The following is a 25,698-nucleotide window of genomic DNA, read 5'->3' on the forward strand; positions in this document are numbered from 1 at the left end:
TGGGCTCCCCTTCGCAAGGGGAGGAATGTTGCAGCACGGCGACGGCGAGGCAATGGCTCGCGCGCCGCCGCCTGCATCATGCGGCGGCGGCAGTCTCCAGCGCCTCGGACGCTTCCATCCAGCGCACTTCCGCTGCCTCGATCCGCTCCACCAGTTCGGCGCGGCGCTTCATCAATTCCGTCATCGTGAGCTTGGCGAGCGCAGCCGGCGCGTCGGCGGGCGAGAACATCGCCTGGTCGAGCTCGGTGCGCTCCGCGGTGAGCCTTGCCACCTCGCGCTCGGCGGCCTGCGCCTCCTTGCGCAGCGCCTGGCCGCGCTCGCGCGCTTCGGCGGCGGCGCGGCGGTCTTCCTTGCGGTTGGCCTTGCGCTCCGCCTTGTCGGCCTTGCTCCCGCCGCCCAGCACCAGCGCGATATAATCGTCCAGGCTGCCATCGAAGTCGCGCGCGGTACCGCCGTCGACCAGCACCAGCCGGTCGGCCGTCGTCTCCAGCATGTGGCGATCGTGGCTGACCACCACCACGCAGCCGGTATAGGCGTTGAGCGCCTGGATCAGCGCCTCGCGCGCGTCCACGTCGAGGTGGTTCGTCGGCTCGTCGAGGATCAGCATGTGCGGCGCGTCACGGGTGATGAGCGCCAGCGCCAGCCGCGCACGCTCACCGCCGGAGAGCTTGCCGACCAGTGTCGTCGCCTTGTCACCGGAGAAGCCGAAGCGGCCGAGCTGCGCGCGCACTGCCGAGGGCGTCTTGCCCTTCATCAACCGGCTCATATGCTCAAGCGGCGTGTCGCGGGCGTCGAGCTCCTCGACCTGATACTGGGTGAAATAGCCGACCCGCATCTTGGACGAGGAAGCCATGTCCCCCTCCATCGGCGTGAGCTGGGCGGCAAGCAGGCGCGCGAGCGTCGTCTTGCCGTTGCCGTTGCGGCCGAGCAGGCCGATCCGGTCGTCCGGGTCCAGCCGCAGGTTCAGGCGCTTCAGGATCGGCGTGTCGCCATAGCCCACGCTCGCCATGTCGAGCGTCACCAGCGGCGGACGCAGCTCGTCCGGCGCGGGGAAGTCGAAGGACAGCGACGGATCCTCGGCAGCCGATGCGATCGGCGACATGCGCGCCAGTGCCTTGATGCGCGACTGGGCCTGCTTCGCGGTCGAGGCGCGCGCGGAATTGCGGGCGATATAGTCCTGCAGCTTCGCGCGCTGCGCCGCCTGGTTCGCGCGTGCCGCCTCCAGCTGCGCAAGCCGCTCGGCGCGCTGCCGCTCGAACGCGTCGTATCCGCCCGGATAGAGGGTCGCCTTGCCGCCCTGCAAATGGAGGATGTGGTCCACGACGTTATTGAGGAAATCGCGCTCGTGGCTGACGATCAGGATCGTGGCGCGATAGCTTTTCAGGAAATCCTCGAGCCACAGCACCGCCTCCAGGTCGAGGTGGTTCGAGGGCTCGTCGAGCAGCAGCACGTCGGGCTGGCTGAACAGCAGCGCGGCGAGCGCGACGCGCATCCGCCAGCCGCCGGAAAAGCCGTCGAGCGGCGATTGCTGCATCGCTTCATCGAACCCCAGGCCGACGAGGATACGGGCTGCACGCGCCGGCGCCGCATGGGCGTCGATCGCGAGCAGTCGCTCGTGCACCTCGGCCAGCCGGTGCGGGTCCTGCGTGGTCTCGCTCTCCGCCATCAGCGCCGCGCGCTCGGTGTCGGCGGCGAGCACCGTCTCGAACGGGGTGGCGCTGCCCGCGGGTGCTTCCTGCGCGACATAGCCGAGCCGGCTGCCCCGCGGCATCTCGGCGACGCCGCCGTCCGGCTCCAGTTCGCCCGCGATCACGCGTACCAGCGTCGACTTGCCCGCACCGTTGCGGCCGATCAGGCCGACCCGGCTGCCGGGGGGCAGTGCGGCCGACACGCCATCGAGGATTAGCCGCCCACCGAGGCGCACCGTGATTCCATTAAGATTCAGCATCGCTGCCGCCTAGCAGCACAAGCGCGTCTGCGCGAGGGCTGGCGGGAACCACTTGTGCCGCCTAGGCACTCTGTGCATCCGCACAGGCAGGGACGGTCCATGGCGAGCGAAGGCGCGGGCGCGCATATCCGGCACAATATCGTTCTCTATGGCGCGCTGGCGGCGAACCTTGGGATCGGCGTCGCGAAGTTCGTCGCGGCCGGCATCACCGGCTCCTCCTCCATGCTGACGGAGGGGGTCCACTCCGTCGTCGACAGCGGCAACCAGGTGCTGCTTCTCTATGGCCAGAAGCGCGCGCGGCGACCGGCGGATGCCAAGCACCCGTTCGGCTATGGCCGCGAGCTGTACTTCTGGGCATTCGTGGTGGCGCTGCTGATCTTTGCGGTGGGTGCGGGGGTCTCGATCTACGAGGGGTATCTGCACATCCTCGACCCGGAGCCGCTTCGCGATCCCCTGATCAACTATATCGTGCTCGGCATCGCCGTGCTGCTGGAGGGATCATCCTGGACGATCGCCGTGCGGGCGTTCAACGCCAAGCGCAACGGCGCGGGCTGGTGGCAGGCGATCCATGATTCCAAGGATCCGGCCGGGTTCATCGTGCTGTTCGAGGATTCGGCAGCGCTGATCGGCCTGGCGGTGGCGGCCACTGGCGTCTGGGCAAGCCATTATTTCGACGATCCTCGCATCGACGGCGTCGCCTCGATCGTGATCGGCCTGATCCTGGCCGGGGTGGCCGGGTTGCTGGCGCGCGAGGCAAAGGGCCTGTTGATCGGCGAGCGCGCCGACCCGGTGCTGATCGCCCAGGTCCGAAGGGTCGTCGAGGCCAAGCCCGGCATCTCCAGCGTCAACCATATCCGCACCATCCATACCGCGCCCGACGCGGTATTCGTGGCGATCAGCGCCGATTTCGACGATGCGCTGCCGATGGGCGCAGGCGAAACGCTGATCGAGGAGATCGAAACGGAATTGAAGGCGGCGATCCCCACCCTCACCTCGATCTATATCCGACCCGAAAAGCGCGAGCAGGCAATGCTCTCGTACCCCAATCCTGCTGGCTGAATTGATGAACAACCTAGACGCAATCGTGCTCGGCGCAGGCGGCGCCGGACTGATGGCCGCAGCCGTGGCCGGACAGCGCGGCCGCCGGGTCGTGGTCCTCGACCACGCGCCCGAGCCTGGCCGCAAGATCCTGATCTCCGGCGGCGGCCGCTGCAACTTCACCAACCTTGGCACCGCACCCGATCGCTACCTGTCGGCCAACCCGCACTTCGCCAAGTCGGCCCTCGGTCGCTACACCGCGCAGGACTTCCTGGAGATGGTCGAGCGCCACGGCATCGCCTGGCACGAAAAGACGCTCGGGCAGCTGTTCTGCGACGGCTCCGCGCGGCAGATCCTGGCGATGCTGCTGGACGAGTGCGCTGCGGGCGACGTCGCGATCCGGCTGGGCGCGCCGATCCGCGACGTGTCGCATGCCGACGGCCGCTTCACCGTCGTCCACGGCGACACCAGCCTTACCGCGCCGGCGCTGGTGATCGCGACCGGCGGCCCCTCGATCCCCAAGCTCGGCGCGACCGGCTTTGCCTATGATCTCGCCCGCAAGTTCGGGTTGAAGGTGGTGGAGCCGCGCCCGGCGCTGGTTCCCCTGACGCTTCCGGCGGAAGAGGCGCTGTTCCGCTCGCTTTCGGGCGTCGCTACCGAAGTCGTCGCGCGCTGCGGCAAGGCGGCGTTCCGGGAGGCGGCGCTGTTCACCCACCGTGGCCTTTCCGGCCCCGCGATCCTGCAGGTTTCCTCCTATTGGCGGCATCGGGAATCCGTGGGCATCGACTTTCTCCCGGACCGGCGTCCGGGCTGGCTGCTCGAAGCCAAGCGCACGCGCCCGCGCGCCGGGCTGCGCTCGATACTGGGCGCGGCGTTGCCGGACCGGCTGGCGGAAACGCTGGCGGAGCGGCTGGCCATCGCGGGCGAACTCGGCAACCAGAGAGACGCGACCCTGCGAGAGGTGGAGCAACGGCTTTCGGACTGGCGCTTCGTCCCCGACGGGACGGAGGGCTTCGCCAAGGCGGAAGTGACGGTGGGCGGCATCGCCACCGATGGGCTGTCCTCCCGGACGATGGCGGCGCGCCACCTGCCCGGGCTCTACGTCGTCGGGGAAGCCATGGACGTGACCGGCTGGCTTGGCGGCTACAACTTCCAATGGGCGTGGGCGAGCGGCTGGGCAGCGGGCCAGGCGCTGTGAGCGACGGGCTGAAGCGCAGCTTCCCGCCGGTCGTGGACGCGGCCACGCGCGTGCTGGTGCTGGGCAGCCTGCCGGGCGAGCGTTCGCTGGCGGCGCAACGCTATTACGCGCACCCCCAGAACCAGTTCTGGCAGTTGATGTCGCCGGTCGCGGGGCAGGACCTGGTACCCCTCGACTATGCGGCGCGGTTGTCGGCGCTGCTCGCGGCCGGGATCGGCTTGTGGGACGTGGTCGCGCAGGCGCGGCGGACCGGCAGCAGCGACGCGGCGATCCGCGACCTTGCCGCCAACGACCTCGCGTCCCTGGTGGAGACGCTGCCGCGGCTGCGTGCGATCGGTTTCAACGGCGCCACGGCGCTCCGCCACGGGGTGGCGCAGCTCGGCGCGGCGGCGAACACCTACGCGATCGTCGCACTGCCTTCGAGCAGCCCGCTGCACACCGTCGGCGTCGCGGCCAAGCAAGCGGCCTGGCGCGCGCTCGCCGACTATCTCTGAAGGCGGATCAGCGCCCGCCCGGCTGCGGCTTGCCGACGTCGCCGGCGGGATCGAAGTCCCTGGCCGGGTGTACCTCCCCGGCCGGCTTGTCGAGCGTATCGCTCGGAAGGGCGGCGTCCCCGGTCTTTTGATGCTCGGTGGACAGATTGTGGTCGGGCGTACCCATGTCGCGGTCGGCCATGCTGCGTCTCCTTTGCTGCTTCTCCAACCGACGAACGGCGCCGCGGTTGCCGCGCGCGTCCGCAGCCGCTGCGGAGCGAAACCGGCGCGGCGGCGTTATCTCCTCGCAAAACAGCTAGGAGAAGCGGGTGCGCGTCGGTCTTATTGGTTCATCGTTGCTCGCGATGTCGCTCATGCTGTCAGCCTGCAACGTCAACACGGCACCCGGTAACGAGACCCAGACCAGCGAAAGCGCGCAGGGCGCGAAATGGTCCAAGTCGACCGCCGGGCAGCTGCGCGATGCGCTCAACAAGCGCGCCGAGCATGGGCTCGACAAGATGAACTTCGAAGTGGCGGGCGAGCCCGACAGTGCCGAGGGCGACGCATCGCTGACCAAGGCGGCGCTCGCCTATGCCGGGGCGCTGGCGCGCGGTGCGACCGATCCCACCAAGCTGTACGACGTCTATAACGTTCCGCGGCCGAACCCCGACCTGCAGCAGGGACTGGCGCAGGCGCTGCAGCAGGGCAAGCTTGGCGAATGGCTCGAAAGCCTCGCGCCGCAGGACGCCAATTACCGCAAGCTGTCCGCCGCCTATGTGGCGCTGCGCAAGCAGGGCCAGGCGGCAACTCCGGCTATCCCCGACAAGGGCGAGCCGCTGAAGCCGGGTGCGACCGACGCGCGCATCCCGATGATCGCCAGCCAGCTGGTCGCAGCCGATTATCTCGATCGCGCCGCCGCCGGCGGCAACCGCTACACGCCGGCAATGGCGGTCGCGGTCAAGCGCATGCAGGCAGACTATGGCATCAAGCCGGACGGTGTGATCGGCAGCGACGCGCTCGCGATCCTCAACCTGTCCGATGCCGATCGCGCGCGCGCCATTGCGGTCAACATGGAGCGGCTGCGCTGGCTGGAGCGTACCCCGCCCGGCACGCGGATCGACGTCAACGTGGCGGCCGCACGGCTGAGCTATTGGCGCGACGGCAAGCTGGTCAACAGCCGCAAGGTCGTGGTGGGTGAACCGGATACCGAGACGCCGCAGCTCGGCTCGCCGATCTTCCGCCTGGTGGCCAACCCGACCTGGACCGTGCCGCGCTCGATCCAGGAGAAGGAGATCGCGAGCAAGGGCGCGGACTATCTGCGCCGCAACAACATGGAGTGGAAGGACGGCTCGGTCGTCCAGCAGTCCGGTCCCAAGAATTCGCTGGGCCTGGTCAAATTCGACATGCAGAACGATCACGCGATCTACCTGCACGATACGCCGGCCAAGCCGCTGTTCAATGAAGTCCAGCGCCAGCGCAGCCACGGCTGCGTGCGCGTCGAGGATGCGCTCGGCTTTGCCGCAATGCTCGCCGAGGACGAAGGCGTGACCGACGAGTGGAACAAGGCCCGCGCGACCGGCAAGGAGACCTTCGTCAAGCTGCCGCGCCAGATCCCGGTGCGGATGCTCTACCAGACGGTGTTGTTCGATGAGGCCGGAGAACCCGTGATCCGCAACGATCCCTATGGCTGGAACGACCGCGTCGCCCAGGCTCTCGGCCTCGGCACCACCACCAATTATCGCGTGAAGCCCGAAGGCGTCGACGTCGGGCCGTAAACAACAAACGGGGCCGGCGTGGGAGCGCGCCGGCCCCGCATCCCGCGCACGATGCGTTACGGTGGCGTAACGCAGCTGTCATAGATTGGTCTTAGCGGCACCCCCGACCAGCGCCCGCCAGTGGCGACGTCGATCAAAGGGGTACCATGCCGAACATCAAGTCGCTTGCCTATGCCGCCCTCCCCGCGCTGTGCTTCGTCGCAGCGCCTGCCTGGGCCCAGGATGCCGACCGCACCACCGCCGGAATGGACGCGGAAAACACCCAGACCGCCCCCGACGTTTCGCCGGAGGAGATCATCGTCACCGGCTCCACCCGCGCCCAGCGGCGGTTCGACGCGTCCTACGCGATCAATACCATCTCGCAGACCGACGTCGAGAAGATCGCCCCGGTCAACTTCGCCGACCTGATCGGGCAGCTGCCTGGGTTCCAGACCGAGATCACCGGCGGCGAGGTCCAGAACATCTATCGCATCCGCGGCCTGCCGAACGATGGCGGCTTCGTGAGCTTCCAGCAGGACGGCCTGCCGCTGTTCCACGAGAATGACGGCGTCTTCTTCCGTGGCGATGCGATCCTCAAGCAGGATCTGATGACCGACCATGTCGAAGTGGTCCGCGGTGGGCCGGCGCCGGTCTATGCGAGCTATTCGGGCGCGATCATCAACGCGCTGACGGTTACGGGGGACGAGGTCTCGCGCGGCAAGGCGCAGCTTACCCTGGGCGATACCGGCCTCTACCGGCTGGACGCCTATCAGGCCGGGCCGATCGCCAAGGATACCTATTACGCCATCGGCGGCTTCCTGCGGCATCACGACGGCTATCGCGACAACGGCTTTCCCAACGACAAGGGCGGCCAGATCCGCGCCAATATCAAGCATGATCTGGAGAACGGCTCGATCAAGCTGAACCTCAACTACGTCAACGACCACAACGTCTTCTATCTGCCGATCCCGATCGCCGACCCGCGCGACCCCGGCGTCTCGCTCGACCCGTATATCGACTATTTCACGGGCACGATGAACTCGCCGGCGCTGCGCAACGTCAACCTGAAGTATCGTGACGGCGCGGGCGTGATCCAGAGCCGCACCAGCGACCTTTCGGACGGCCGCCACATGCGGATGGTCAATTTCGGCGCGCAGTATGAAGCGGACTTCGACGGCTGGCTGGTATCCGCCAAGGGCGGCTACACCCAGGGCCAGCTCAACTTCACCGCCTTTTACTCGACCACCAATCCTGCGGACGCGGACACATTCGCCAATGGCTTCCTGGGGCGTGCGACCACCGCATTCGGCCCGGTCAGCCGCTTTGGCTATGTGCTGGCAGGGACCACCACCGCCTATGATCCGGACGCGGCGTCGGGTCTGGTCATGCAGGGCCAGTACCGCGACATCCGATCGAACTTCTACTCGGGCCAGGCAAACCTGACCGTCGCCAAGAAGTTCGAGACGGGCTTCGGCAGCCACGACATCAAGCTTGGCGTCTATGGCAGCCTCTATGGCGAAGACAGCCGCACGCTCTATCAGAACTATCTGATCGAGGTGGCGGGCGAGCCGCGCACGCTGGACCTGGTCGCCTATTCGGCGACGGGTGCCGAACTCGGCCGCGTGACCGACAATGGCGTGCTCAACTATGCCGCCACGCTCAACCAGGGCGATTCCGACGCCAAGATGTTCGCGTTGTTCGCCAACGACACCTGGGAGATCGTGCCGGGCCTGCGCCTCGACACCGGCATCCGCCACGAGCGCTATCGCTACAAGGGCTGGGCCGCCCTTACCGAGCAGGCGAACCTGGGCGACGGCACCACCCTGGCGGACGATGCCACGCGCGCCTTCACCGGGGCGATCCTCAACCAGAAGCTCAAGCCGCACGCGACCAACTGGACGCTGGGTGCCAATTACGACTTCAACAACCATGTCGGCGTCTATGGCCGCGCGTCGCACTTGGAGACGCCGCCCAACGTCCAGACGGTGATGAGCATCAACCCGACGATCATCAAGACGGTCGCCGACCAGTATGAGCTGGGGCTCAAGCTCGCCGCCGGCCGCTCCTACCTCTATGTCACCGGCTTCTACACCAACTTCGATCCGCTCAACGCCTCGTTCCTGGCGTTCGATCCGACGACGGGCCGCAACGACGTGAACGTGCCGTTCGTGGGCCAGGCCAAGGTGAAGGGCGTCGAGTTCGACGGCGCCTGGGCAGTGACGCCGTGGTTCACACTGAACGGCGCGCTCACCATCAGCGACCCCAAGTACAAGAGCTTCCAGAGCGCGACCGGTGCCGATCCGGAACTGGTCGAAGGCAACCAGATCGTCCGCCAGCCCAAGATCTACGGCAACGTGCGGCCGAGCTTCGACTTCAGCACGGGCGGGACCGACATCTCGGTCTATGGCCGCTACACCTACATGGGGAAGCGCTACGTCGACCTCTACAACAACACGGCGCTGCCGGCCTATGGCACAACCGGCGCGGGCGTCACGCTGCGCCGCGATCGCTGGCAGGTGCAGCTGGTGGGGGACAATCTGTTCAACGCGCACGGCCTGACCGAGGGCAACACCCGCACCGACTCCCTGAGCGGCCAGGGCAGCAGCGAGGCGATCTACGGCCGTCCGATCTTCGGCCGCAACTTCCGCCTCGTCGTGTCCAAATCGTGGTGAGGGCCTGCGTGCCCCTCTCCCGTCTCGGCGCGCGTCGACCCGCTCGACCCCTGATCGCCCGGAGAACCCCCATGCGAAACCTGCTGATCGCGCTCGGCGCGACCCTTTCCACGCTGCCCCTGCTCTCCTCTCCGGCGCTCGCATGGGGCCACCGCGCCCATGCGGTGATCGACCGCGCCGCCATCGACGCGCTCCCGGCGGACAGCCCCCAGTTCCTGCGCGCCTATGCCGACGACATCGCGACGCTCGCGACCATGCCGGACAGCTGGCGATCCGCCTCCGAGCCGTTCGCCAAGATCGCGGAGGATCCCAACCACGGCTGGTTCCGGGAGCAGTTCGCCTTCCTCAAGCCCGTGCCGCGCTCACGCTACGAATTCATGCTCGCGCTGTACCGCGAGCACCTGCGCATCAAGGACAGCGATCCGGAAGCCGCTCAGCGCACCAATGTGCGCTGGACCGGCACGCTGCCCTATGCCGCGATGGAGAGCTATGGCCGGCTGGTCGTGTGCATGCGGCAGCTCCGCGCCGCGCAGGCCGCCGCCAGCCCGGAGGCTCGGGTACGGGAGCGGCAGTGCGCCTATGAGGTGGCCGTGATGGGTCATTACATCGGCGACGGGGCCCAGCCGCTGCACGATTCGGTCAACAGCGACGGCTGGCGCGGTGACAATCCCAAGGGTTACACGCGTGAGCGGTCCATCCACGGCCGTTTCGAAAGCGACTTCGTCGACGCGATCGCGCTCGACAAGAAGGACATCGCCGGCCGCATCGCCAGGCCTGCGCGCCTCACCGGCGATCTGTTCGACGCCGTGCTCGCGTTTCTCGACGACGCCGGGGACCGAATGGAGACGGTCTACCAGCTCGAACGCCGCGACGGCTTTCGCAACCCCAGTGACAAGGACGTACGCGAACTCGTCTACGCCCGCACCGCCGCGGGTGCCGCGATGCTGCGGGACATGATCTATCGCGCCTGGCTGGAGAGCGCGTCGCCACCGGCGAGCGTGCAGCCCTCCCCGCTCGACATGGCCTCGCCTGCCTTCAACCCCGAAACTGGCTCCGCACCGCCGCAGCGATGACGCAACACCTCGGCGAAACCACCGGGAACCCCGAAATGAAAAAACCCGCCAACGCGAATGCGCTGGCGGGTTTTTCCGTGGTGGGCGTGGCAAGGATTGAACTTGCGACCCCTGCGATGTCAACACAGTGCTCTACCACTGAGCTACACGCCCTCCGGGAGTGCGGCCTCTAGCGGGGTGCGCTGGGGTGCGCAAGCTCCGAAAGCGGCCTATGTCAGAAAAATTGTTCAGCTGTGCGAGGGAACCGTGTCGTCGGCGAAAAGCTGGTCCACTTCGCGCACCAGGTCGCGCAGATGGAACGGCTTGGACAGCACGCGCGCCTGGGGGACAGCCTTGCCGGCCTTCAGCGTCACCGCTGCAAAGCCGGTGATGAACATCACCCGCATGTCGGGCGCGATCTCCTGCGCGCGCTGGGCCAGTTCGATACCGTCCATTTCGGGCATGACAATGTCGGTCAGGAGCAGGTCGAACGATTCGCTTTCCAGCAACGGGATCGCCTCGGTCCCGCGGTCGACCGCCGCCACCTGATAGCCGGATCGCTCGAGCGCACGCGCGAGATACTCGCGCATCACCTGGTCGTCCTCGGCCAACAAAATCCTGTACATGCGTATCCCTTGTCCGAGCGCGCCCGGTCTATGGGCCAAGCCTTGCAGTAATTCCAGCGCGTTGCTCCGGGGCGATGTGGGGCCTAGCATCCCCGCGTGACCGCCCTGCCCCTCCCCTATGAACGTCACGGGCCAGCCGAACCGCTAACCCCGATCGTGCTGTCGGTGCCCCATGCCGGCCGCATCTATCCCGCGGCGATGCAGGACCTGTTGCGCGTCCCCGTGGCGGCCCTGCTGCCGCTGGAGGACCGGCTGGTGGACCAGGTGGCGCTGGCTGCGCGGGGGCATCACACGCTGTTCGTCGCCACGATGCCGCGCGCCTGGATCGACCTTAATCGCGGCGAGCAGGAGCGCGATCCCCGCGTCGATGCCGGCGCGGATCCTCTCGCCCAGACTTCGGCGCGGGTGCGCAGCGGGCTGGGACTGGTACCGCGCCGCGCGAGCAGTGCCGCCGACATCTGGAAACGCCGGCTCACGAACGAGGAGGTGACCGCACGCATCGTCGGGCAGCACCGCCCCTACCATGCCGCCCTTGCCGCCGCGCTTGCCGCCGCCCACGCCCGCTTCGGCGTCGCGGTGCTGCTCGACATCCACTCGATGCCGTCGCTGCCGGGCATGTCCCCGGCGCAGCTGGTACTGGGGGACCGGCACGGGCGTTCGGCAGCCCGGCCGCTGGTGATGGCACTGGAAGCGACCGCGCGCGCCGCCGGGCTCCGGGTCGCCCGCAACCAGCCCTATGCCGGCGGGCATGTAGCAACCACCCACGGCGCCCCGGCGCGCAACGTCCATGCCGTCCAGATCGAGCTCGATCGCAGCCTCTATCTCGATCCCACCCTTACGGAGGCGGGGGTCGGCCTGCCGGCGCTCGTGGCCGCGCTCTCGCGCATGATCGCCGCGGTTGCGGAGGAATGCCTGCCCCCGGCCCTCGCCGCCGAGTAAAGCCCATAAAAAAACCACCCCGTGCAGAAGCACGAGGTGGCCTAGGTTCAGGGAGGAGACACGCTGAAAGCGTGTCGCACGATCCCGCGAAAGGGGGGAACACGAGATCGCGTACACTGAATATAGACGGCGGGCGCAAAGGTTCAAGACATCACAGGCACTTGCGACGCATCGAATGTCGCATACGACGAAACGCCGCCCGCCGGGGTCGGCGGACGGCGTTCTCGATCATGCTCCGATAGCAGCTCCGGCGGCGCGCGGCCGCCGGAATGCCGACCTCAGGCCGTCGGCTGCGCGGTGAGGCCCGCACGCACCTGGCGCGCGAACAGGTCGCGCATCAGCGACAGCGAGAAGATGTGCGCATAGAGCAGCGGCAGCATGCCGTTCTGCTGGATCTTGCGCAGCTGGTCGCCGCGAAGCTCGTTGAGCTTGTTCTCGTCGACCATCTGGAAGCCGCGATAGATGAACGGCTGCTCGGCGCCGTCCGGCTGGATCGAGACTTCGCCGTCGATCAGCAGGCCCAGGTCCTTGAGCTCCTTCATGAACATCGCGGTGCGCTGGCCGGCCTGCTCGAACTGCTCGTTGAACTGCAGGATCTGCTTGGTGGTCTCGCTGGGCTCGGTGCCGTCGAACAGCGGCTCGCCGTCCTCGAACTCACCGATGGTGTCGGCGGTCGGGTCGAAGCACAGCGACAGGTCCTCGCTGTCGGGACGCAGGCGCGCCAGCATATAGGGGTAGCGGCGGACATAGGCCGGGACGTAGACTTCCGGGTCGATCAGCCGGCCCTCGGCGTCGATGAAGGTGTTGACGCCCTCGTTCAGGCCCATCAGCGCCAGCGGCACGGGATCCTCGCCCACCGAGAAGACGATCGGCATGCGACGCTGCACCAGCGGGAATTCTTCCACCGTGACCGGCACGGCATGCTCGTTGACCAGGAACGGCGCGCGGTCCGCAACGCGGATCTTGTAGTTGGCGTGCTGCTGGCTCGAAAGCGGTTCGAGCTGGTTGTAAAACAGAGGAAGCCCGTTGTTCGTCGGCGCCGTGGCCATTCTTGATCTCCTGGAACTCAGCCTTTGCGTCTATTTCGCCCCGTCGACCGGCGCAAGCGTCACCAGCTTGTGCGGATTGAACAGGTTCAGCGGGTCGAGCCCGCGCTTGATCGCGCGCAGCGCCGCCAGCCGCGCAGGTGGCCCCAGTCGCGCAAGCTCGTCGCGCTTCATCTGGCCGATGCCGTGCTCCGCCGAAATCGAGCCGCCGGCCGCAACCACCAGGTCGTGGACGAAGGCGGTGATGCCGGGCGCGGCCTCTGCCATCCAGCGCGCCGGATCGGCTCCGGCAGGCGCCCGCACATGGAAATGGACGTTGCCATCGCCCAGGTGGCCAAAGGCGGTCGCGTGCGTTCCGGGGAAGCGCGCCTCTGCCGCTGCCGCCGCTTCGACCATGAAGCGCGGCATGCGGTCGACAGGCACGGAGATGTCGTGCTGCACCGCAGGCCCGGCGGCGCGCTCGGCCGCCGATAGCGAATCCCGCAGCCGCCAGAACGCCTCCGCCTGCGCCTCGGAAGCGGCGATCACCGCATCGGCGGCGAGGCCGGCCTCCAGCGCATCGCCGAGCAGCCGTGCGAGCAGGACATCGGGTGCCTCGTCCTCGGGGGTGGCCGCCACAGCCTCGATCAACAGGTGCCACGGGTGGGTGCCGGTCAGCGGCGCACGCGCGTCGGGCAGATAGTCGAGCACGCGCTCGAGCGTGTCGCCCGGGACGATCTCGAAGCTCTCGATCGCATCGGTCGCCGCCTGCATCCGGCGCAGCAGCGCGAGGCCCGCCTCCGGATCGGCGATCCCGACCCAGGCGACCGCGCGCGCCAGCACCGCCGGGGCCAGCCGCAGGGTCGCCGCCGTAACGATACCCAGCGTCCCTTCCGCCCCGATCATCAACTGGTCGAGGTCATAGCCCCGGTTGTCCTTGGGCAGCGGCGTCAGCCCGTCGTGGACGCTGCCGTCCGGCAGCACCGCCTCCACTCCGGTCACCAGCCGGCGCATATTGCCCCAGCGGAGCACCTGCGTGCCGCCGGCATTGGTCGAGACCAGGCCACCGATGGTCGCGGTGCCGCGCGAACCGAGCGTGAGGGGAAAGCGACATCCCACCTCGGCCGCGCGCTCGTGCAGCGTCTGCAGGATCACGCCCGCCTCTGCCACCGCCAGCCTTGCCTCCGGATCGAGCCGGCGGATGCGGTTCAGCCGGCGAGTCGACAGCAGCAATGCCGATCCGTCCGCCGGTGGCGTTGCCCCGCCGACCATCGAGGTGTTGCCTCCCTGCGGGACCAGCGGCACGCGATATTCCCCCGCCAGGCGCACCATCGTCGCCACGTCCTGCGTGGAAGCGGGGAGCAGCATGGCGTCCGCAGCGCCGTGGAACCGGCCGCGCCAGTCGGTCAGCAAAGGGGCGATGCGCTCGGCGTCGGTCGTGACGCTGCGCTCGCCAAGCGCGCTGCGGATCGCATCGATCAGGCGGGTCTGGGCAGTCATGTCCTGCGGCTACCATGAGCGGGAGGCTTGCCGCCAGTTCATCCAGGGTTAAAACCCCTGGGTCGAAAAGAGTACCAAATGCCTATTCCGAAGCCTGTTCCCGCGCTTCTGCTCTTGTTCCTCGCTGCCCCCACGGGCGCGCAGCAGCAGCGCATGGGTCCTCCCCAGGGCGAGACGGTACGTACCGAGGTGCGCATCCAGCGGATCATCGTACGGGTACCGCGCATGGACCTGACGGCTGCCTCGGCCGCGCCGGCGCTGCCCGCCATCACCTGGGTGGAGAAGCGCACCGATCGCTGCGTGCCGGTGGCAAATCTGGCCGCGGTGTCGGTCACCCGGCCCGACAGCGTCGACCTGATGCTGGCAGGCGGCAAGCGGCTGCGCGCGCGGCTGGAGGACGATTGCCCTTCGCTCGCATTCTACTCCGGCTTCTATGTCAAACCGACCTCGGACGGGATGATGTGCGCGTCCCGCGACTCGATCCGCTCGCGATCGGGCGGACAGTGCCGGATTTCCTCGTTTCGGATGCTTGTTCCGAGCCGCTAAAACGCGTTCTGCTTGACAATTCGGCCGAAATCCGCGAGGCGCCACGTGCATTCCGGTGCCGCGACGGCGCCGTTTTCCGGAAACCACATGAACTTTGCCGATCTCGGTCTTTCCGATGAACTGCTGCACGCCGTAACAGAGGCGGGCTACACCGAGCCGACGCCGATCCAGGCGAGCGCAATCCCGTCCGTGTTGATGATGCGCGATCTGATCGGCATCGCCCAGACCGGGACGGGCAAGACGGCCGCCTTCGTGCTGCCGATGATCGACATCCTGGCCCAGGGCCGCAGCCGGGCGCGCATGCCGCGCTCGCTGATCCTGGAGCCGACCCGCGAGCTCGCAGCCCAGGTTGCCGAGAATTTCGAGAAATACGGCGCCGGCCACAAGCTTTCGATGGCGTTGCTGATCGGCGGCGTGTCGATGGGCGACCAGCTGGCCGCGCTTGAAAAGGGCGTCGACGTCCTGATCGCGACGCCGGGCCGCCTGATGGACCTGTTCGGCCGCGGCAAGATCCTGCTGACCGGCTGCAACCTCCTCGTCATCGACGAAGCCGACCGCATGCTCGACATGGGGTTCATCCCCGACATCGAGGAAATCTGTACCAAGCTGCCCAAGCAGCGCCAGACGCTGCTGTTCTCGGCAACCATGCCGCCGCCGATCAAGAAGCTGGCGGACAAGTTCCTCGACAATCCCAAGACGATCGAGGTGTCGCGCCCGGCGTCGACCAACCTCAACATCACCCAGCGGGTGGTGCATGTCGCGGCGGCCAAGAAGCGCGACGTGCTGCGCCGGCTGCTGCTGACCGAGGCGGTGAAGACCGCCATCGTCTTTTCCAACCGCAAGACCACCGTGCGCGAGCTCAACAAAATGCTGCAGCGCGCGGGCTTCCGCTCGGCGGAGATCCATGGCGACATGGACCAGTCCGCGCGGATCGCGGAGCTGGAGCGGTTCAAGAACGGCGATGTGAACATCCTCGTCGCGTCCGACGTCGCTGCGCGCGGCCTGGACGTGAAGGGTGTCAGCCATGTGTTCAACTATGATGCGCCCTGGCATCCCGACGATTATGTCCACCGCATCGGCCGCACCGGCCGCGGCGGTGCGACGGGCATCGCCTATACCTTCGTCACGCCCGATGATGCCGAGAACATCGCCAACATCGAGAAGCTGACGGGCCAGAAGATCGAGGTCCTCGATCTGGACGCGCTGCCCACGCCGGCAGCGTCGGAAGAGCCCGAAGCGCGCGCACCGCGCCCCGAGCGCACCCGCGAGCGCCGCGGCCGGGAAGAGCGTGCGCCGCGGGCTGCCCGTGAGGAGCGCGCGCCGCGGGAGGAAGCACCGGCGCGGGCTTCGGAAGAACGGCCGGTCTACGCCGAAGCACCGCGCCGCGGCCGTGACGAGCGCGCGCCGCGGACCGAGGAACCCCGGCATCGCCGTCATTCGGAGGATCTGGGCCCCGACGACGGCGGCTGGAACGGCCCGATCCCCGCGTTCCTGGACGTCCGGCTCACCGTCTGACGGCGTCCGGCGTGGACGACTTCATCGAATATGTCGCGCCCGTCGGGATCGAGAGTCCGTGCGTGCTGGTATGCACGCTCGACCTCGACAGCGGCTGGTGCTTCGGCTGCGGCCGCACCAGCGCCGAAATCTCCGGCTGGACTTCCATGACCGCCGAGGAGCGCGACGCCGTGACGGCCGCCCTTCCCCAACGCTGCGCGCTGCTCGATCAGCGGTTGGCGGCAACCTCCCGCTGATCGAGCGCAGGGTTCAGGCCGCGACCGGCGCCCCGATCAGGGCGTCGTCAGCCTGCGCTGCCCGGGCAAAGGCGGGGCGATTGGCAAGGCGGACGGCATAGGCACCAAAGGCCGGCCGATCGGGCAGCGACCCGAACCGCAGCCCCCACATCACGTGCGAGCCGACATAGACATCTGCGGCGGTGAACCGGTCGCTGGCGATATACTCGTTCCGGCCGACCGCCTGCTCAAGCACGTCGACCACCCGGTCATAGCTGCCATAGCCGACCATCCGCCCCTGCTCCGCGTCCACGGTGATGCCGCGCGCCTTTTCGGTCACCGCCGCTTCCACGGGGCCGGCGGCAAAGAACATCCAGCGATAATAGTCCGCGCGCTCGACCGGCGGCGGCGCCAGCCCGGCTTCTGGAAAGGCATCTGCCAGATAGGCACAGATCGCCGCGCATTCGGTGACGACCTTGCCGCGGTGTACGATCGCCGGCACCTTCCCCATCGGATTGATCGAAAGGTACGGCGCGTCCTTCATGCCGCTGGCATAGTCGAGCACCTCGACGCGATAGGGGACACCCACCTCTTCGAGCATCCAGCGCGCGATCCGCCCGCGCGACATGGGGTTGGTGTACAGGACCAGTTCGTCTGCCATCGCCGTTCTCCTTATCTGGAACAGATAAGGAACGGTTCAGCCTCACCCGTCAAGCCGCGTGTGCAGAAACTGCGTCGTGCGATCCCATGCCAGCTTCGCGGCAGCCGCGTTGTAGCGCTCGACAGACGTGTCGTTGTTGAACGCATGGTCGACGTCCGGATAGACATAGGCGTCCACCGGTTTGCCGGCCGCGTTCAGCGCCTCTGCCCAGGGAAGTCCGGTCGCGTTCACGCGCTGGTCCTTGCCGGCATAGTGCAGCATCAACGCCGCCTGCACCCGGCTTGCCTCTGATGGTGAGGGCGCTGGCCCGTAATAGGCGACGCCCGCCGTCAGCGCGGGCCCTGCCGCGACCGCCAGCCGGTTCACGAAGGCGCCGCCCCAGCAGAAGCCGACTGCCCCGACCTTGCCCGAGCCGTCGCGCTGCTCGGCCGCGCTCGCCAGCGCGGCCTGCGCCTGACGGAGCGCCAGGTCCATGTCGGTCGACGCGATCATCTCGCGGGCACGATCCTCGTCGGCGGGGGTGCCGCCCTGCGGTGCCAGGAAATCGGGGGCCACCGCGCGGAAGCCGGCCAGTGCCAAACGCCGGGTCACGTCGCGGATGTGCTCCGTCAGCCCGCGATTTTCGTGGATCACCAGCACGGTGCCGAGCTTGCGCCCACCGGCGTCGCCGGGCACCGCGACATAGGCGGCGGCAGGCTTGCCCGCTTCCACGCCGGTCGCGGTTTCGGTGCGCAGCCGGGGATCGTCCGGCTTCACCTGCTGGGCGGCCGCGGGCGAGGCTGCGATCGCCGCCACCAGCGCTTCGGCGGCGACGGCCGAACCGGTCAGCGCCATCATCTCGCGCATGAAGGCGCGGCGGTCCCGATGCTCATGGGTAAAGGCGTCATAGAGCGCGACGGCACGCTCGCGAAGGTCGGTCATGCATCTCTCCCGATTCGAACGAGAGAGGCTAACCGGCTTTCGGGTTCAGCAGAAGCGGATCACGGTCCGCGACCGGGCGCCGCCATCCCCCCGGCAGCGACCGGGGGGATGCGACGGGAGCGCGATCAGCGCTTGAACGGGTCGATGAACGCCGGGACCGGCTGCGCGGTCTCGCCATTGGCCAGCGCCTCGGCATCGCGCGCTGCCTGCTGGCGCTCGTTGCGCAGCTGCTCGAGCAGCGCCTCGCGGTCGCCTTCCAGGCGCGTGTCGGTCGGCGCTTCCATGCCGGCCGCCTTGGCCGCCTTGGTCACCAGCGCGTCCAGCTCACGCTGCGAGCACAGGCCCAGCGTCACCGGATCCTTGGGCGTGATGTTGCCGATGTTCCAGTGGCTGCGGTCGCGGATCGCGGCGATGGTGGTGCGGGTGGTGCCGATCAGCTTGCCGATCGCGCCGTCCGAGATTTCCGGATGGTTGCGGATGATCCAGGCGATGCCGTCCGGCTTGTCCTGACGCTTCGACACCGGGGTGTAGCGCGGCCCCTTGGTGCGGCGGACCTGCTCGGGGCCCTTCTGGATCTTTAGGCGATAGTCGGGATCGGCCTGCCCCTTGTCGATCTCGTCCTGCGTCAGCTCGTGCGCACGGACGGGATCGCGACCGGTCAGCTTGGTCGCGGCGGTGTCATCGGCAATCGCCTGCACCTCTAGGATGTGCAGCCCGCAGAAGTCGGCGATCTGCTCGAACGACAGCGAAGTGTTGTCGACCAGCCAGGAAGCGGTCGCATGCGGCATCAACGGCTGGGCCACGGCAGTTCTCCAGAAACAATAAGGGCCACCCCTCGCGGGGTGGCCGTATCCGGAACAGACTTAGTGCGCGATGACGAGGGAGGCAAGCCGCGCCGCCGGTAAACCGCGAAGGCCGTGGTGCTTTCCGCTCCGAAAGCGCGTCAGGCTGCGTCGCGGGGTTGCACGGCTCCCGTCCCGGCCAGCCAGGCGGGAAAGGCTTCCACCGCCAGCGGCCTGCTGAAATAATAGCCCTGCGCCTCATCACAGCCCATCGCCCGCAGCAGGTTCGCGACCCGCTCCGTCTCGATCCCTTCGGCCACCACGCGGCAGTTGAAGGCACGGCCCATCACCATCATCGACTGCACCAGCGCCTGTTCCCGCTCGCCCGCCTCCATCTCCCGGATGAAGCTCTGGTCGATCTTGATGACCCCGACGGGCAGGTGCTGGAGATAGGCGAGACTGCTGTAGCCGGTGCCGAAGTCATCGATCGCCAGCGCAATGCCGGCAGCGTCCAGCAAGCGCAGCTGTTCCAGGGCGCGACCAGCATGTTTCATGGCGACGCTTTCGGTGACCTCCAGCTCGATCATGCCGGGCGCGATGCCATGCCGTTCCAGGGCTGCGACTACACGATCGGCAAAGTCGCTTTCCTCCAGGTTGCTCGCCGACACGTTGATCGACAGCGGCACCGCGGTGCCGCGCCGCTGCCACTGCGCCAGCTGGCGCAGCGCCGCTTCGAGCACCCATTCGGTCAGCCCGCGCGCGGTCGACGACTGTTCGACGATCGGCACGAATTCACCTGGCGAGACGTCACCCAATTCAGGATGCTGCCAGCGCAGCAGCACCTCGGCGGCAACGCACTGCCGGGTGGCGAGGGAAACGCGCGGCTGGACCACAATGCGCAGCTGGCCGTCCGGCCGCTCCAATGCTGCGGCGAAATCCTGCAACAAGCGGAAACGGCGCTGGTGCGCGTCGTCGCTGGTGAAGGAGTGAACGCTCACGCCACTCTCCTGCAGGCGCGCGTCCTGTGCAGCGCCATGCAACGTGCGCAGTACGTCCACCGGCCCCATCCTGCCGGTGATGAAGGGCGCGATGCCAACCACCGCGGTGGTAACAAAGCGCGAGGCGGAGTTCGCACGAAGCTTCGCAAGGCTACGGGTCACCGCTGCGACGCACTGCTGCTGGCTATAGGTCTCCGGCAGCAGGAAGGCGAACTGCGTGGCCGCGATATGATAGAGCTCGGTCCGCGTCAGCAGCCAGCGGACGTTGCGTGCCGCGTCCCGCACCATTTCGTCGAGATGCGCCGAGCCCAGGACCCGGACGATGTCATCGATCTGGTCCGTGCGGGCCAGGTCGATCAGCACGGCGAACCGCTGCGCGCCCGGCGTGTCGCGTCCCAGGTCCGCGAGATCATCCAGGAACTGGTGACGATTGGCCATTTCGCTGACCGGATCGACGCGCCCGAACGCATGCTGCAGCTCAATCTGGGCCATGACCATCGCGGCCAGATCCCGCAGCGCCGCCATCTCGCCCTCGGTTACCGTCCGGGGCTCAGTGCCGATCACGCAGAGCGCGCCCAGGCCATAGCCCTCTCGCGTGATCAGCGGCGCGCCCGCGTAGAAACGCGCGCCGGTGCCGGCAAGGACGCTGTCCGCGTACCCGGCATCGGCGCGAAGGTCCTCGACCACCATCGGCTTCCCCTGCTCGGCCACCGCCGCACAGGGCGCCCGGTCGCGCGGGATCGACTGGTGGGCGACGCCGACGCGGGACTTGAACCACTGGCGATCCTGATCGGTCAGCGACACCGCCGCGATCGGCAGGTCGAAGATCTGGCTCGCCATGCGCGTGATCCGGTCGAAGCTCTCGCTTGCCGGAGTATCCAGCAAGTTGAGTTGCCGCAGCGCATCGATCCGCGCCGATTCGTGAGTGTCCGACATGCCCCACCACAACACGAACCGGCTTAACGACTTGATAAATCCCCCGGGATTCTTCCGAGGGCAACGCTATTCGGCTGCCTTCACCCCCACGCTGTTTTCGCGCGCATCCGCGCCCTCTTCCCCGATGGCGCCCTTGACCATGCCGTCGAACGAACTGCCGTCGAAGCCCAGCTCCTTCATCAATCCGTCGATCATCGGCGCCTGGGCGCGATAGCGGAGCGCGGCCTGCACGGCCGAATTGGCCAGGTTGCGATCCCCGCCGCCATCGCCCGACGCCGCGCTGCCGGACCCGCCGCCCGCGCCGGTGAGCCCGTCGACCTGGACGATCTTGATGCTGTCGATCGCCTCCATCGGCTTGGCAGCCTCGCGGATCATCTCGGGCAGCACCTTGAGCAGCGCGAGCTTGGTCTGGAGCGATATCTGCGCCGACGATAGCAGATTCGCGGCCTCGTTCACCGCCCGCTGCCCGGCCGCTTCCACCTCGAAGCGCACGCGATCGGCCTCGGCGCGGAGCTTGGCCGCTTCGGCCTCGCCCTCCGCGCCAAGCCGGGCCGCCTCGGCGCGGTCGGCCGCTGCCTGTTTCTCCGCCTCAGCCTGAACGCGGATGCCGATGGCGGCGCGCTCCGCCTCCCGCGCGGCATCGATCAGTTCGATCCGCTTGGTACGCTCGGCAATCTCGGTCTCGCGGCTGGTCGACACCTGCTCTTCGGCGGCGACCGCCTCGGCACGCGCCTTGTCGGCCTCCGCCTTGGCCTGGCTTTCGTCGCGGCTCTTGTTCTGGATCGCGATCTGCTGCTCCTGGCGGGCGAGTTCGAGCGCCTGCTCCTGCGCGATGCGTGCTTCCTTGATCGCGCGATCCGCCTCGATCTGCTGCGCGTCGATCTGGCGCTTGGCGTCGATGCGGGCGGCGTCGGCCTCACGCTGGCGGGCGGCCTGCTCGCGGGCGATCTCGGCCGTCTGCTCGGCGCGACGCACCTCCAGCTCGCGCTCCTGCTCCAGCCGTGCGAACTCCGTGTCGCGGCCCAACAGGAAGGATTGGCGCGCAGCCTCCAGATTCTTGGTCTCGATCTGGACGCGCGTGTCCTGCTCGATGTCGTTGCGCGCCTTCTTGCGCAGCTCGATCTGCTCGGTGAGCTTGGTCAGACCCTCGGCATCAAAGGCGTTGTTGGCGTTGAAATGCTCGATCGAGGTCTGGTCGAGGCCGGTCAGCGACACGCTCTCCAGCTCGAGCCCGTTCATGGCGAGGTCGGCGGAGGAAACCTGCTGCACCTTTTGCACAAAGTCGCTGCGCTGCTCGTGAAGCTGCGCCATCGTCATTCCGGCGGCGACCGAGCGGAGCGCGTCGACGAACTTGCCCTCGACCAGCTCCTTCAGCGCGTCCGGGTGCATGGTGCGCATGCCGAGCGTCTGGGCCGCGATCGCGATCGACTGGGCATCGGGCTTCACCCGGACGTAGAACTCGGCTTTCACATCGATGCGCAGCCGGTCGAGCGTGATGAGCGCGTCGCTGTTCTTGCGCTCCACCGCCAGCCGCACCGTATTCATGTTGACGGGCATGGTCTCGTGAAACACCGGCAGCACCAGCGCGCCGCCGTTGATCACGACCTTTTCGCCACCGGCACCGGTCCGAACGAAGCCGATCTCCTTCGATGCGCGCTTGTAGAGCTTGGCGATCAGCAGGCCGATCACCAGCAGCAGCAACAGCCCGGCACCTGCCACGATGCCGACGGTGGTCAACATTCCGGACTGGTGCACAACCACGTCGGTATTCATCGTCAGGCTCCTAGCTGCGGCAGTTTGTGGTCGCCGCGGGAAATGGCGCGAAACAGGTCCTGCTGGCGGCGGACGAGCAGCACCTGCTCGCCCTCTTCGAAAATCTGTCCGGGGTTGTCGGGCTCAACCATCACGTAATGGAGCTGGCCATGGCGATCCTCGACGCGCGCGCGTGCCGGCGCACCGGGTGCGGCACGGCCGATCACGATCCGGGCAAAGCGCCCGACCAGCTCCTCAAGCTCGATGGCGGTGGTGTGATCCTGCGGCATGACGCGCGCGAGAACCCGGGCGGCAGCGCCCGTCAGGGGGAGTGCCGCCAGCCCGGCCGCGGGTGCCGCGATCCAGCCGCTCAGCAGCTGGCCGGTCCAGTCGAGCGCTATCTGCTCGGCCAGCAATCCGATCGAGCCGAACAGCCCCAGGAACACCACCAGCAGCATCAGCAACGGCACGCGCCCGACGCCGAGCCAGGAAAGCAGGTCGCCGCCAGTATCGGCATGAAGGTCGCCGTCGGCATCCAAGTCGACGCCAAAGCCGATCAACTGCACCAGCCCGATCAGCAGCATCAGAACCAGCGCCGCTGTAAAAGCGATGTTCTGCGGCAGGCCCAGAAATTCCAGCAACTCCCCCTCCCCGATTCGATGGAGAGCTTAGGGGTGCTTCGATGCGCACTCTAGCGGAATCGCAGGAACCTGTCCGGGGCCGCCGGGTCGACTTCAAAAGGTGCTGCTTTTCCTTGTCGGAAGGCCGCTTTGGTGGTTGTAGGCAGGCGCGGCGCACGGGCGCCGCCGACGAGGCACCAACAAAGAGGGCCGTACGTGATCACTTCCCAGGACGTCCACGCAGCCGCTACCCGGATCGCCGGCAAGGTGATCCGCACCCCCGTGGTGCACAGCGATGCGATCAGCCGGATTACCGGCGCGGACGTCTGGCTGAAGCTGGATTCGCTGCAGGTCACCGGTGCGTTCAAGGAACGCGGCGCCGCCAATCGGCTGGCGCTGCTGTCAGAGCAGGAACGCGCCGCCGGCGTCGTCGCCATGTCGGCCGGCAACCATGCCCAGGCTGTCGCGCGCCATGCCGCGCTGCTCGGCATTCGCGCCGTCATCGTGATGCCCGCCTTCACTCCCTCCACCAAGGTCACGCGCACGGCGCGCTGGGGTGCGGAGGTCGTGCTGCACGGCACCACCCTGGCCGAGGCGGCGGCGCACGCTTGCCACCTGTCGGAAACCCAGGGCCTGGTGTTCGTCCATCCCTATGACGACGACGCGGTGATTGCGGGTCAGGGCACGCTCGCCCTGGAATTGATCGAGGACGTGCCCGAGCTCGATACGCTCGCGATCCCGGTCGGCGGCGGCGGGCTGGTCGCGGGCTCCGCGCTGGCGGCGCAAGGCGCCGGCCGCCCCATCCTCACCTATGGTGTCGAGGTGGAGAGCTATTCCGCCATGGCGCAGGAACTGGCGGGCATGCCCGTCAGCGTCGGCGGCGCTACCGTGGCGGAGGGCATTGCGGTGCGCGACGTCGGGCGCAAGCCGCTGGAGATCGTGCGCGAACTGGTCAAGCAGGTCCTGACCGTCCCCGAACGCGCGATCGAGAGCGCCATCGCCCTGCTGGCCGAGGAAGCCAAGATCGTCGCAGAGGGCGCGGGCGCAGCCGGCGTGGCGGCGCTTCTCGCCCATCCTGAGCTGTTCCGCGGTCGCAAGGTCGGCGTGCCGGTGTGCGGCGCCAACATCGACAATCGCGCGCTCGCCAACGTGCTCCAGCGGGTGATGGTGCGCGACGGGCGGCTGATGCGCCTGATCCTCGACATCCCGGATCGTCCGGGCGTGCTGGGCGAGATCTCGACCCGGATCGGCGCGGCCGGCGCCAACATCATCGAGGTGTCGCACCATCGCCTCTTCACCTCCCCCAGCGTCCAGGCGGCGCGGCTGGAAGTGATGTTCGAGGCACGCGACGCCACCCACAGCGATGCCGTGGTCGCTGCGCTCCAGGAACATTATGCGGTGACGCGGCTCTAGGGCGTTCCGCCGGCGACCTTGCTCGCCGGCGGTTCAGTCGCCGACCGTCAGCACGATCTTGCCGACATGGTCGCCCGCCTCCATCCGGCGGTGCGCCTCGGCCGCCTGTGCGAGGGGGAAGCTGCGGTCCATCAGCGGGCGCAGCTTGCCCTCTTCGACGAACGGCCAGACGAGGCGCGCGATCTCGTCCGCGACCAACGCCTTGAACTCGGCATCGCGCGGGCGCAGCGTCGATCCGGTGAGCGTCAGCCGGCGGCGCATGACCTGCCAGATCGGGATCGTCGCCTCTGCCCCGCGCTGGACGGCGATCGACACGTGCCGCCCGTCGTCGGCCAGGCATTTGAGGTTGCCGGGCACATAGTCGCCGCCGACCATGTCGAGCACCGCGGCCACGCCCGCGCCGCCGGTGATCGCCTTCACCCGCTCGACGAAGTCCTCGGTCTTGTAGTTGATCGCATGAGTCGCGCCATGCGTAAGCGCGGCGCTGGCCTTGTCGTCCGAGCCGACCGTCACGATGATGTTGACGCCGAACAGCACGCACAGGCTGATCGCCATGGTGCCGATGCCGCTGGTGCCGCCATGGACCAGCACCGTGTCGCCCGCCTGGACATAGGCACGCTCGAACAGGTTGGTCCACACGGTGAACAGCGCTTCCGGCAGCGCTGCCGCCTCTTCCATCGACAGGCCGTCCGGGACCGGCAGGCACTGGCCCGCGGGTGCGACCGCATATTCGGCATATCCGCCCCCGCCCAGCAGCGCACAGACGCGGGCGCCCAGCAACGCCGGGTCGACGCCCTCGCCCAGCGCGACGACCGTGCCCGCGATCTCCAGCCCCGGGATCGACGGCGCGCCGGGCGGCGGCGGATAGTTGCCGCTGCGCTGGATCAGGTCGGGCCGGTTCACCCCCGCTGCCGCCACCTTGATCAGCAGCTCTCCCTCCCCCGGCCGCGGCACGGGGCGCGAGACCGGCACCAGCACTTCGGGGCCGCCCGGCGCCTCGGGGTCGATCGCGGTCATCGTCGTGGGCAGAGTCTCGGGAAGGTTCATCGACATGTGGCTCCCTTTGCGCCCCCGCGCGTGGTTTCGCGTTATTGACATCGCACAAAGGAGGGTC

At 68.0% G+C, this 25,698-nt stretch carries 23 protein-coding genes and 1 tRNA gene; 11 read left to right on the top strand and 13 right to left on the bottom strand.

Annotated elements, in window-relative coordinates; all coding sequences use genetic code 11:
- Positions 1 to 76: 76 nt before the first annotated feature.
- Positions 77 to 1,948, bottom strand: a complete 1,872-nt coding sequence (locus tag QP045_RS14935; protein WP_422515788.1) for an ABC-F family ATP-binding cassette domain-containing protein — start codon at positions 1,946 to 1,948, stop codon at positions 77 to 79.
- A gap of 99 nt (positions 1,949 to 2,047) precedes the next feature.
- Here QP045_RS14935 and QP045_RS14940 point away from each other — a divergent pair, with 99 nt between their 5' ends.
- The 3 genes from QP045_RS14940 to QP045_RS14950 are packed head-to-tail and all read left to right on the top strand — an operon-like array spanning position 2,048 to position 4,678.
- Positions 2,048 to 3,007, top strand: a complete 960-nt coding sequence (locus QP045_RS14940) for a cation diffusion facilitator family transporter (RefSeq protein ID WP_422515789.1) — start codon at positions 2,048 to 2,050, stop codon at positions 3,005 to 3,007.
- 4 nt (positions 3,008 to 3,011) lie between these two features.
- On the top strand, positions 3,012 to 4,184 hold the full coding sequence (locus QP045_RS14945) for an NAD(P)/FAD-dependent oxidoreductase (RefSeq protein ID WP_422515790.1): 1,173 nt from the start codon (positions 3,012 to 3,014) through the stop codon (positions 4,182 to 4,184).
- Positions 4,148 to 4,678, top strand: coding sequence for a DNA-deoxyinosine glycosylase (locus QP045_RS14950; RefSeq protein ID WP_422515791.1), 531 nt, complete (start codon positions 4,148 to 4,150; stop codon positions 4,676 to 4,678). The genes QP045_RS14945 and QP045_RS14950 overlap by 37 nt, the downstream gene beginning before the upstream one ends.
- 7 nt (positions 4,679 to 4,685) lie before the next feature.
- Here QP045_RS14950 and QP045_RS14955 read toward each other — a convergent pair whose 3' ends face one another.
- A complete protein-coding gene (locus QP045_RS14955; protein WP_422515792.1) occupies positions 4,686 to 4,859 on the bottom strand; it encodes a hypothetical protein in 174 nt (57 codons plus the stop codon).
- A gap of 163 nt (positions 4,860 to 5,022) precedes the next feature.
- On the opposite strand from QP045_RS14955, the gene QP045_RS14960 reads away from it, so the two are divergent.
- From QP045_RS14960 to QP045_RS14970, 3 genes are all read left to right on the top strand, one after another.
- Positions 5,023 to 6,432, top strand: a complete 1,410-nt coding sequence (locus QP045_RS14960; RefSeq protein WP_422515793.1) for a L,D-transpeptidase family protein — start codon at positions 5,023 to 5,025, stop codon at positions 6,430 to 6,432.
- Between the two features lie 146 nt (positions 6,433 to 6,578).
- A complete protein-coding gene (locus QP045_RS14965; protein ID WP_422515794.1) occupies positions 6,579 to 9,083 on the top strand; it encodes a TonB-dependent receptor in 2,505 nt (834 codons plus the stop codon).
- Between the two features lie 71 nt (positions 9,084 to 9,154).
- On the top strand, positions 9,155 to 10,156 hold the full coding sequence (locus tag QP045_RS14970; RefSeq protein ID WP_422515795.1) for a nuclease: 1,002 nt from the start codon (positions 9,155 to 9,157) through the stop codon (positions 10,154 to 10,156).
- Between the two features lie 78 nt (positions 10,157 to 10,234).
- On the opposite strand, the gene QP045_RS14975 is transcribed toward QP045_RS14970, so the two are convergent.
- A tRNA-Val gene (locus QP045_RS14975) sits at positions 10,235 to 10,309 on the bottom strand.
- A 74-nt stretch (positions 10,310 to 10,383) separates the two neighbouring features.
- On the bottom strand, positions 10,384 to 10,761 hold the full coding sequence (gene cpdR / locus QP045_RS14980) for a cell cycle two-component system response regulator CpdR (protein ID WP_422515796.1): 378 nt from the start codon (positions 10,759 to 10,761) through the stop codon (positions 10,384 to 10,386).
- A 96-nt stretch (positions 10,762 to 10,857) separates the two neighbouring features.
- Between cpdR and QP045_RS14985 the strand changes: the two genes are divergently transcribed.
- On the top strand, positions 10,858 to 11,700 hold the full coding sequence (locus QP045_RS14985) for an N-formylglutamate amidohydrolase (protein WP_422515797.1): 843 nt from the start codon (positions 10,858 to 10,860) through the stop codon (positions 11,698 to 11,700).
- Between the two features lie 278 nt (positions 11,701 to 11,978).
- Here QP045_RS14985 and QP045_RS14990 read toward each other — a convergent pair whose 3' ends face one another.
- Both QP045_RS14990 and QP045_RS14995 read right to left on the bottom strand, forming a co-directional pair.
- Complete coding sequence (locus tag QP045_RS14990) at positions 11,979 to 12,749, bottom strand: SapC family protein (RefSeq protein ID WP_422515798.1); 771 nt, start codon at positions 12,747 to 12,749, stop codon at positions 11,979 to 11,981.
- Positions 12,750 to 12,779: 30 nt separating this feature from the next.
- Positions 12,780 to 14,225: an FAD-binding oxidoreductase gene (locus QP045_RS14995; RefSeq protein WP_422515799.1), complete on the bottom strand. Its 1,446-nt coding sequence runs from the start codon at positions 14,223 to 14,225 to the stop codon at positions 12,780 to 12,782.
- 78 nt (positions 14,226 to 14,303) lie between these two features.
- Here QP045_RS14995 and QP045_RS15000 point away from each other — a divergent pair, with 78 nt between their 5' ends.
- The 3 genes from QP045_RS15000 to QP045_RS15010 all read left to right on the top strand — a co-directional run bounded on the left by QP045_RS15000 (position 14,304) and on the right by QP045_RS15010 (position 16,522).
- Positions 14,304 to 14,771 (top strand): hypothetical protein, encoded by a 468-nt coding sequence (locus QP045_RS15000; protein WP_422515800.1) that lies wholly within the window; start codon positions 14,304 to 14,306, stop codon positions 14,769 to 14,771.
- Positions 14,772 to 14,858: 87 nt separating this feature from the next.
- A complete protein-coding gene (locus QP045_RS15005) occupies positions 14,859 to 16,286 on the top strand; it encodes a DEAD/DEAH box helicase (RefSeq protein ID WP_422515801.1) in 1,428 nt (475 codons plus the stop codon).
- 11 nt (positions 16,287 to 16,297) lie between these two features.
- Entirely contained in the window at positions 16,298 to 16,522 is a 225-nt protein-coding gene (locus QP045_RS15010) for a DUF1289 domain-containing protein (protein WP_422515802.1), read from the top strand.
- A gap of 13 nt (positions 16,523 to 16,535) precedes the next feature.
- Here the strand turns inward: QP045_RS15010 and QP045_RS15015 are convergent, their stop codons facing one another.
- The 6 genes from QP045_RS15015 to QP045_RS15040 all read right to left on the bottom strand — a co-directional run bounded on the left by QP045_RS15015 (position 16,536) and on the right by QP045_RS15040 (position 23,192).
- Positions 16,536 to 17,162 (bottom strand): glutathione S-transferase family protein, encoded by a 627-nt coding sequence (locus QP045_RS15015; protein ID WP_422515803.1) that lies wholly within the window; start codon positions 17,160 to 17,162, stop codon positions 16,536 to 16,538.
- A 42-nt stretch (positions 17,163 to 17,204) separates the two neighbouring features.
- A complete protein-coding gene (locus QP045_RS15020) occupies positions 17,205 to 18,083 on the bottom strand; it encodes a dienelactone hydrolase family protein (RefSeq protein ID WP_422515804.1) in 879 nt (292 codons plus the stop codon).
- A 125-nt stretch (positions 18,084 to 18,208) separates the two neighbouring features.
- Positions 18,209 to 18,886 (bottom strand): DUF1013 domain-containing protein, encoded by a 678-nt coding sequence (locus tag QP045_RS15025; RefSeq protein WP_422515805.1) that lies wholly within the window; start codon positions 18,884 to 18,886, stop codon positions 18,209 to 18,211.
- A 140-nt stretch (positions 18,887 to 19,026) separates the two neighbouring features.
- The gene (locus QP045_RS15030) at positions 19,027 to 20,799 is read right to left on the bottom strand and encodes a putative bifunctional diguanylate cyclase/phosphodiesterase (protein WP_422515806.1); all 1,773 of its coding nucleotides are present in this window, start codon (positions 20,797 to 20,799) and stop codon (positions 19,027 to 19,029) included.
- Between the two features lie 66 nt (positions 20,800 to 20,865).
- Positions 20,866 to 22,539: a flotillin family protein gene (locus tag QP045_RS15035; RefSeq protein WP_422515831.1), complete on the bottom strand. Its 1,674-nt coding sequence runs from the start codon at positions 22,537 to 22,539 to the stop codon at positions 20,866 to 20,868.
- Between the two features lie 35 nt (positions 22,540 to 22,574).
- Positions 22,575 to 23,192, bottom strand: a complete 618-nt coding sequence (locus tag QP045_RS15040) for an OB-fold-containig protein (RefSeq protein WP_422515807.1) — start codon at positions 23,190 to 23,192, stop codon at positions 22,575 to 22,577.
- 195 nt (positions 23,193 to 23,387) lie between these two features.
- On the opposite strand from QP045_RS15040, the gene QP045_RS15045 reads away from it, so the two are divergent.
- Positions 23,388 to 24,584 (top strand): threonine ammonia-lyase, encoded by a 1,197-nt coding sequence (locus tag QP045_RS15045; RefSeq protein WP_422515808.1) that lies wholly within the window; start codon positions 23,388 to 23,390, stop codon positions 24,582 to 24,584.
- 33 nt (positions 24,585 to 24,617) lie between these two features.
- Here QP045_RS15045 and QP045_RS15050 read toward each other — a convergent pair whose 3' ends face one another.
- Positions 24,618 to 25,637 carry an NAD(P)H-quinone oxidoreductase gene (locus QP045_RS15050; RefSeq protein ID WP_422515809.1) on the bottom strand — a complete coding sequence of 340 codons (1,020 nt, stop codon included), beginning with the start codon at positions 25,635 to 25,637 and terminating at the stop codon, positions 24,618 to 24,620.
- Between the last annotated feature and the right edge of the window lie 61 nt (positions 25,638 to 25,698).

The organism is Sphingomonas sp. 3-13AW, from assembly GCF_049311085.1.
In the GTDB taxonomy this organism is placed as follows: domain Bacteria; phylum Pseudomonadota; class Alphaproteobacteria; order Sphingomonadales; family Sphingomonadaceae; genus Sphingomonas.

Coding starts and splice junctions, on each gene's coding strand:
- QP045_RS14995 (WP_422515799.1), bottom strand. CDS start 14,225: ATGACTGCCCAGACCCGCCTGATCGATGCGATCCGCAGCGCGCTTGGC.
- QP045_RS14965 (WP_422515794.1), top strand. CDS start 6,579: ATGCCGAACATCAAGTCGCTTGCCTATGCCGCCCTCCCCGCGCTGTGC.
- QP045_RS14970 (WP_422515795.1), top strand. CDS start 9,155: ATGCGAAACCTGCTGATCGCGCTCGGCGCGACCCTTTCCACGCTGCCC.
- QP045_RS14940 (WP_422515789.1), top strand. CDS start 2,048: ATGGCGAGCGAAGGCGCGGGCGCGCATATCCGGCACAATATCGTTCTC.
- QP045_RS15035 (WP_422515831.1), bottom strand. CDS start 22,539: ATGTTGACCACCGTCGGCATCGTGGCAGGTGCCGGGCTGTTGCTGCTG.
- QP045_RS14955 (WP_422515792.1), bottom strand. CDS start 4,859: ATGGCCGACCGCGACATGGGTACGCCCGACCACAATCTGTCCACCGAG.
- cpdR (WP_422515796.1), bottom strand. CDS start 10,761: ATGTACAGGATTTTGTTGGCCGAGGACGACCAGGTGATGCGCGAGTAT.
- QP045_RS15050 (WP_422515809.1), bottom strand. CDS start 25,637: ATGTCGATGAACCTTCCCGAGACTCTGCCCACGACGATGACCGCGATC.
- QP045_RS15000 (WP_422515800.1), top strand. CDS start 14,304: ATGCCTATTCCGAAGCCTGTTCCCGCGCTTCTGCTCTTGTTCCTCGCT.
- QP045_RS14935 (WP_422515788.1), bottom strand. CDS start 1,948: ATGCTGAATCTTAATGGAATCACGGTGCGCCTCGGTGGGCGGCTAATC.
- QP045_RS15005 (WP_422515801.1), top strand. CDS start 14,859: ATGAACTTTGCCGATCTCGGTCTTTCCGATGAACTGCTGCACGCCGTA.
- QP045_RS15020 (WP_422515804.1), bottom strand. CDS start 18,083: ATGACCGACCTTCGCGAGCGTGCCGTCGCGCTCTATGACGCCTTTACC.
- QP045_RS14960 (WP_422515793.1), top strand. CDS start 5,023: ATGTCGCTCATGCTGTCAGCCTGCAACGTCAACACGGCACCCGGTAAC.
- QP045_RS14945 (WP_422515790.1), top strand. CDS start 3,012: ATGAACAACCTAGACGCAATCGTGCTCGGCGCAGGCGGCGCCGGACTG.
- QP045_RS15015 (WP_422515803.1), bottom strand. CDS start 17,162: ATGGCAGACGAACTGGTCCTGTACACCAACCCCATGTCGCGCGGGCGG.
- QP045_RS14990 (WP_422515798.1), bottom strand. CDS start 12,749: ATGGCCACGGCGCCGACGAACAACGGGCTTCCTCTGTTTTACAACCAG.
- QP045_RS15030 (WP_422515806.1), bottom strand. CDS start 20,799: ATGTCGGACACTCACGAATCGGCGCGGATCGATGCGCTGCGGCAACTC.